This window comes from Variovorax sp. GW531-E2 (genome assembly GCF_059423125.1).
This window is the reverse complement of sequence record NZ_JBWKXQ010000111.1, coordinates 1-5,466: the sequence shown is the minus strand read 5'-3', so window position 1 is coordinate 5,466 and position 5,466 is coordinate 1. Positions and strand designations below refer to the sequence as shown.

The 5,466-nt window shown below is 71.9% G+C and carries 7 protein-coding genes; 4 read left to right on the top strand and 3 right to left on the bottom strand.

The window, feature by feature from the left end; all coding sequences use genetic code 11:
* Positions 1 to 521 (top strand): phosphatidylglycerophosphatase A family protein (locus AC07XP_RS31860; RefSeq protein ID WP_495266911.1); only part of this gene is annotated, 521 nt, incomplete at its 5' end.
* The gene (locus tag AC07XP_RS31855; protein WP_095747412.1) at positions 515 to 1,042 is read left to right on the top strand and encodes a CinA family protein; all 528 of its coding nucleotides are present in this window, start codon (positions 515 to 517) and stop codon (positions 1,040 to 1,042) included. The genes AC07XP_RS31860 and AC07XP_RS31855, both read left to right, overlap by 7 nt.
* A 15-nt stretch (positions 1,043 to 1,057) precedes the next feature.
* Here AC07XP_RS31855 and AC07XP_RS31850 read toward each other — a convergent pair whose 3' ends face one another.
* Positions 1,058 to 2,251 carry an Acg family FMN-binding oxidoreductase gene (locus AC07XP_RS31850; protein WP_235926903.1) on the bottom strand — a complete coding sequence of 398 codons (1,194 nt, stop codon included), beginning with the start codon at positions 2,249 to 2,251 and terminating at the stop codon, positions 1,058 to 1,060.
* A gap of 122 nt (positions 2,252 to 2,373) precedes the next feature.
* Positions 2,374 to 3,138 (bottom strand): helix-turn-helix transcriptional regulator, encoded by a 765-nt coding sequence (locus tag AC07XP_RS31845; RefSeq protein WP_495266910.1) that lies wholly within the window; start codon positions 3,136 to 3,138, stop codon positions 2,374 to 2,376.
* A gap of 194 nt (positions 3,139 to 3,332) precedes the next feature.
* On the opposite strand from AC07XP_RS31845, the gene AC07XP_RS31840 reads away from it, so the two are divergent.
* Positions 3,333 to 3,830 carry a nuclear transport factor 2 family protein gene (locus AC07XP_RS31840; RefSeq protein ID WP_495266909.1) on the top strand — a complete coding sequence of 166 codons (498 nt, stop codon included), beginning with the start codon at positions 3,333 to 3,335 and terminating at the stop codon, positions 3,828 to 3,830.
* Positions 3,827 to 4,150, top strand: a complete 324-nt coding sequence (locus AC07XP_RS31835; RefSeq protein ID WP_070063748.1) for a GNAT family N-acetyltransferase — start codon at positions 3,827 to 3,829, stop codon at positions 4,148 to 4,150. The genes AC07XP_RS31840 and AC07XP_RS31835 overlap by 4 nt, the downstream gene beginning before the upstream one ends.
* Here AC07XP_RS31835 and AC07XP_RS31830 read toward each other — a convergent pair.
* Positions 4,140 to 5,327 (bottom strand): MFS transporter, encoded by a 1,188-nt coding sequence (locus AC07XP_RS31830; protein ID WP_495266908.1) that lies wholly within the window; start codon positions 5,325 to 5,327, stop codon positions 4,140 to 4,142. The two genes, AC07XP_RS31835 and AC07XP_RS31830, sit on opposite strands and share 11 nt — an antisense overlap.
* Between the last annotated feature and the right edge of the window lie 139 nt (positions 5,328 to 5,466).

Below are 5,466 nucleotides of genomic sequence, written 5' to 3'. Positions count from 1 at the left end.
GTCCCCCGATGCGTCGCCCCACCCTGCGTTTCCTGCTCTCGCACCCCGCGCACTTCATCGCGCTGGGCTTCGGCTCGGGACTCTCGCCCTTCGCGCCGGGCACCGTGGGCACGCTCTGGGCCTGGGCCGCGTTCGTGGTGATGCAGCTGTGGTTCACGCCCGCGACCATCGGCTGGATCATTCTGGCCGGCCTGCCGATCGGCTGGTGGGCCTGCACGGTCGCTGCGCGCAACATGAACGTGTCCGACCCCGGCGCCATCGTATGGGACGAGGTGATCGCCTTCTGGCTCGTGCTCTGGCTGGTGACGCCGGCCGGCCTGTGGGCACAGGTCGTGGCCTTTGCGCTGTTCCGATATTTCGACGCCGCCAAGCCCGGCCCGGTGGGCTGGGCCGACGCCGCCTTCAAGCCGCACGACCCCGCGCGGGTGCAGTGGTGGCGCGCCGGCTTCGGCATTCTTCTGGACGACCTGGTGGCGGCCTTCTGCACGCTGCTGGTCATTGCGCTGTGGCGCGCATGGTGAACCCGATGGAACCTTCTGCTTCCCCCGCCTTGGCCGAACAGGACGTCCCCGCGCTCGTCGCGACGCTGGCCGAGCGGCTGCAGGCCCGGGGCTGGATGATGGCCACCGCCGAAAGCTGCACCGGCGGCCTGATCGCCGGCGCCTGCACCGACCTGGCGGGCTCCAGCGTGTGGTTCGAGCGCGGCTTCGTCACCTACTCGAACGCCGCCAAGACCGAGATGCTGGGCGTGGACGCCGCGCTCATCGAGGCCCACGGCGCCGTGAGCGAGCCCGTGGCGCGCGCGATGGCCGAGGGTGCCATTGCCCGCGGCGCGCCGGCGCGCGCGGCCGTGGCCGTGACCGGCGTGGCCGGCCCCGCGGGCGGCTCGCCCGACAAGCCGGTGGGCACCGTGTGGTTCGGCTGGTCGGTCGACGGGCAGGTGCGCACCGAGCGCCGCCGCTTCGACGGCGACCGCGCCACGGTGCGCGCGGCCACGGTGCACTACGCGCTGCAGACGCTGGTCCAGCTGCTGGCGCGCTGATCGCGCGCGGGCTGTTCAGGCCTGCATGAAATCGCCGACCGGCCGGCGCGGCGCGGGCGGCACCGGCGCCGTCGGAAAGCCCAGGCGGCACATCATCTGCACGGTCGGGCTGCGCGCATGGCGCGACGGCGCGGCGCCGATCAGCATGTCGTGCGCCGCCGCGTGGTGCGGCGCCATCTCCGGAAATTCTTCGAGCGGCTGACTCATGGGCTGCATGCCCAGGCCCAGGTCGGTGGCGCGCAGCTGCTGGCGCACGTAGGCGCGGCCCGCGGCGATCTGCTCGCTGCGGCTGTTGCCGCCGGTGCTGATCCAGACGAAGCCCATCGCCGTGTGGGCCTGGTCCTCGAACATCCGCAGCGTCTGCCGGAAGGAGAGGCTGTCTTCGGCGGCCGGCACCTCGCGGTCGAAGCGGCCCAGCGCGACCGCCATGCGCAGCGCCGGGTCGTTGAGCGAGAAGCCGTCGCGGTGCGCCAGGATTTCCTGCGGCCCGATGCGCAGCAGGCGCAGGTTCTCGCGCGCGGTGTGGGGCGTGACCAGCTCCACGCGCGCCGCCGCCGCGCACAGCTTGCGCAGCGGCAGCACGCGGGCCATGTCGACCGTGCCGGCCGATTGCACGCCCCCGCCCGCCCCCGAGGCCACGGCCGCGGTGAGCCCCTGCAGCATGTCGGCCGACACCGCGCGGCCGGTGTCGAAGCGCTGCTTGGGCGTGCGCCGCCGCAGCACCTGCGCGAACAGCGGATCGGGCGTGCCGCCGCGCGACAGCGTGAGCCGCGCCACCGGCAGGTCGGGCCACTGCTGCGGCGCATCACCCACCAGCTCGCCCTGCGGCCACAGCTGCACGCGCGCCTGCACGCCCTGCTGGGCCAGCGCCATCACCAGCAGCTCGATGAACGCGCCGTGGCCGATCATGAGCTGGCGGCCGAAGGGGTCGGTGGCGGGCTGCACGCGGGCGCGGTCGGCGTGCAGCACGATGGCGTCGGGCTCGCGCAGGTCGACCCGCCACGGCTGGCCGTTGTAGGCCGTGGGCGCGGTGACGGCATAGGCGACGGCGCGCTTGCGCACGTCGGGCTCGTCGCCCGGTCCGTTCCAGATCTCGAAGGCGGCGGCCGGCACGTCGGCGTGGAGCCACCAGGTGGCCAGGGCCGTGGCGCCCGCCGCCACCGCGAGGCCGCCGCCCAGCAGGCGCACGAAATTTCTGCGTTCTCTCATGGGCTCGATCGGTTGAAGCATCGGGCGCGTGACACACGGCCTGCCCGTGGCCGATTGCAGCACCGCCCCGCGCGGCGCCACGCAGCCCCCTGTCGTTTCCGACAGGGGTAGGTCGGGCCGGCTCAGGGCGTGAGCAGGCCCAGCGCCAGCGCCCGCGCGCAGGTGGCGGTGCGGCCCTGCGTGTCGAGCTTGCGGGCGGCGCCCACGAGGTGGAAGTACACGGTGCGTTCGCTGATGTGCAGGATCTCGGAGATTTCCCAGGTCGACTTGCCCACGGCCACCCAGTGCAGCACCTCGCGCTGGCGCGCACTCAGCACCGGCACCTTCGCGTCGCCCTGCAGCCGGCGCACGGTCGAATGCAGGCAGGAGGCGAAGTAGTTCATCGGCGCCAACGTTGCACGCAGTTCGCGCAGGTCGGCGGTGGCGTCGGTGGTCAGGGTCATGAAGGCCCAGTCGATGCCGGGCGTCCACAGCGGCACAGTCAGCCCCGCCTTCAGCCCGTGCTCGCCGGCGCTGCGCAGCAGGCTGCGGGCGCGCTGCCCGATGTCGGCGCGCGTGTGGCTCACCTGCCCGAGCCAGCTCCACGCGGTGGCCGGCATGCCGGCGCGCACATGCTGCACGCGGGCGTCGGCCTGCTCGCCGGCGTTGCTGCGCAGGGACTCGTAGCGGGTGCGGGCCCACGCCGGGGGCAGGTCGTGGAAGAACACCAGCGCGTCCTGCGCGGGCGCGTCGGCACGGGGCGCGGGCACCGGGCGCTTGAGCACGTAGGCGCCGTGGTTGAAGCCCATCGCCCGCATCGCGCGGCGGTTGACCTGCGCGACCTCCTCGAGCGTGCGGGCGGCCATGACGGCCTCGACGAACTGCCAGTCGTTGATCACCTCGGCCATGGATGCGTCCCCTTGGGTTGTGTGCGCGGGGCGGGGCGACTGTTGGACTATTTTTTCTGCACCCACCGCCAGGGCGCCGGCCCTGCAAGGACCGGCATCGGGGCGCATGTTAATGCCGGGCACCCGGAATCACCCATGCGCTTCCTTGCGCGCCGCATCCCGGCGATGATCTGGCACCACCACCGCGAGGCCCCATGACCGCAGCCACCCACGCCCCGACCATCGAGCGCTTCTACAGCGCGTTCTCCAAGCTCGACGCCGCCACCATGGCCGCCTGCTACGCGCCCGACGCGGTGTTCGACGACGAGGCCTTTTCGCTGCGCGGCCGGCGCGAGATCGGCGGCATGTGGCGCATGCTCTGTGAGGCCACGAAGGCCAAGGGCGCCGACGTGTGGCGCCTGAGCTGGCGCGACGTGCAGGCCGACGGCCGCACCGGCAGCGCGCACTGGGACGCCCACTACCGCTTCAGCGCCACCGGCCGCCTGGTCGACAACAGCATCGACGCGCGCTTCACCTTCACGCCCGACGGCCTGATCGCCACGCACCGCGACAGCTTCCCGTTCTGGACCTGGTCGCGGCAGGCGCTGGGCACGCCGGGCCTGCTGCTGGGCTGGACGCCGATGCTGCGCAACAAGGTGCGCGCCACCGCCGCCGCCAACCTCGCCACTTTTCTCGCACGCCAACCCTCATGACCACTTCTTCTTCGACCGCCCTCACCTTCACGAACAACGAAGCGCAGCACCGCTACGAAGCCGCGCTCGACGGCAAGCTCGCGGCCTATGCCGAGTACAACCTGCTGACCGACGCGATCATGTTCACGCACACCGAGGTGCTGCCCGAGCATGAGGGCAAGGGCGTGGGCTCGGGCATTGCGAGGCACGTGCTCGACGAGGCGCGCGCCGCCGGGCGGCATGTGATTCCGGTGTGCCAGTTCATCGCGGGCTACATCCGCAAGCACCGCGAGTACGCCGACCTGGTGCGGCCGGACATCCAGCGCGCCTTCAAGATCTGACGGAGGCCGCCTTCGGCGCGGGCAGCCACGCGAAGGCCGCAATGCCGATCACCAGCAGCGCAGCAATGACCGCCAGCACGGCGGTCAGCGGATCGCCGCCGTGCGCCGCGGCCACCGAGGCCGCCACGCCCGTGCCCCACTGCATGAACGCGACGCCCAGGAACATCGCCATGGTGAAGACGGCCATCGCACGGCCCGTGAGCGCGGCCGGGTAGGCCACGCGCACGTCGGCGTACTGCCAGACGATGAAGCCCGAGAGCACGCCGATGAGCACCATGCCCGCGATGTCCAGCCAGGCGGAATGCACCACGGCGATGAGCGCGAACAGGCCGGCGTAGAAAAGGCCGCAGGCCACGATCCAGCGGCGGCGCGCGGCGCCGTCGCGGTCGAAGCGGCCGAACAGCGGCGAGCCGAACAGCGCGATCACCGACACCGCGAGTGCGACGTTGCCGCTTTGCACCAACGAGTAGCCGTGGCGCTCCATCATCAGCGGGCCCAACCACAGCCCGCGCAGCGAGATGAAGGCCGCGTACGTCACCGCACCCAGCACCATGATGCCGAGCGTGTGCGGCATGGCGAACAGCGCGCCGAACTGGCGCACGGCTTCGGGAATCGACTCTTTCTTCTGCGGCACCGCCGATGCGGGCTCGTGCACCCAGCGCCAGATCGCGAGCCAGGCCAAGGCAGACGCCAGCGCAAGCACCAGGAAGCCCGCGCGCCACGAGTAGGCCTGCACCAGCCACGCGAGCGGCGTGCCCGTGGCCAGCATGCCCAGGCCGCCGATGGCCAGCACCAGGCCCGACACGGTGGCGAAACGCGCCGCCGGAAAGTGCCGCGCGATGAACACCGTGCACACCAGGAAGGCCGGTGCGCAGCCGACGCCGATCAGCGCCTGCCCGGCCACGAGCACGAGGTAGTTCGGCGACACGGCCGACAGCAGCGCGCCCGCGATCGCGACCGGGAAGGCCACGAGCACGGTACGGCGCACGCCGTGCAGGTCGATGCCGATGCCCATGAAGAGCTGCATCGCGCCGAACGCGAAGTGAAAGGCGCCCGAGAAGATGCCGAGGGCTTGGGCGGAAAGATGAAAGTCGGACTGCAGCGGGCTCGCCATGATGGCGCCGACGGTGCGGAAGGCCTGGCTGAGCGCAACCCCTGCGCAGAGGGCGAGGACCATGACCCAGGCGGCTCGGGGTGTCAGGGGCTGTGTCATGAGGTGTTCGTGTTCTTGGGGCTGCTGTTCAGGGCGCGTGCACAGGCCACCGGGTACTTCCCTCCGCGAATGTCCCCCGGGGCTTCGCCCCTCCTCCTTGATT

Excerpts from the sequence above, each read along its gene's own strand:
- AC07XP_RS31855 (WP_095747412.1), top strand. The coding sequence starts at position 515 with ATGGTGAACCCGATGGAACCTTCTGCTTCCCCCGCCTTGGCCGAACAG.
- AC07XP_RS31850 (WP_235926903.1), bottom strand. The coding sequence starts at position 2,251 with ATGAGAGAACGCAGAAATTTCGTGCGCCTGCTGGGCGGCGGCCTCGCG.
- AC07XP_RS31845 (WP_495266910.1), bottom strand. The coding sequence starts at position 3,138 with ATGGCCGAGGTGATCAACGACTGGCAGTTCGTCGAGGCCGTCATGGCC.
- AC07XP_RS31840 (WP_495266909.1), top strand. The coding sequence starts at position 3,333 with ATGACCGCAGCCACCCACGCCCCGACCATCGAGCGCTTCTACAGCGCG.
- AC07XP_RS31835 (WP_070063748.1), top strand. The coding sequence starts at position 3,827 with ATGACCACTTCTTCTTCGACCGCCCTCACCTTCACGAACAACGAAGCG.
- AC07XP_RS31830 (WP_495266908.1), bottom strand. The coding sequence starts at position 5,327 with ATGGTCCTCGCCCTCTGCGCAGGGGTTGCGCTCAGCCAGGCCTTCCGC.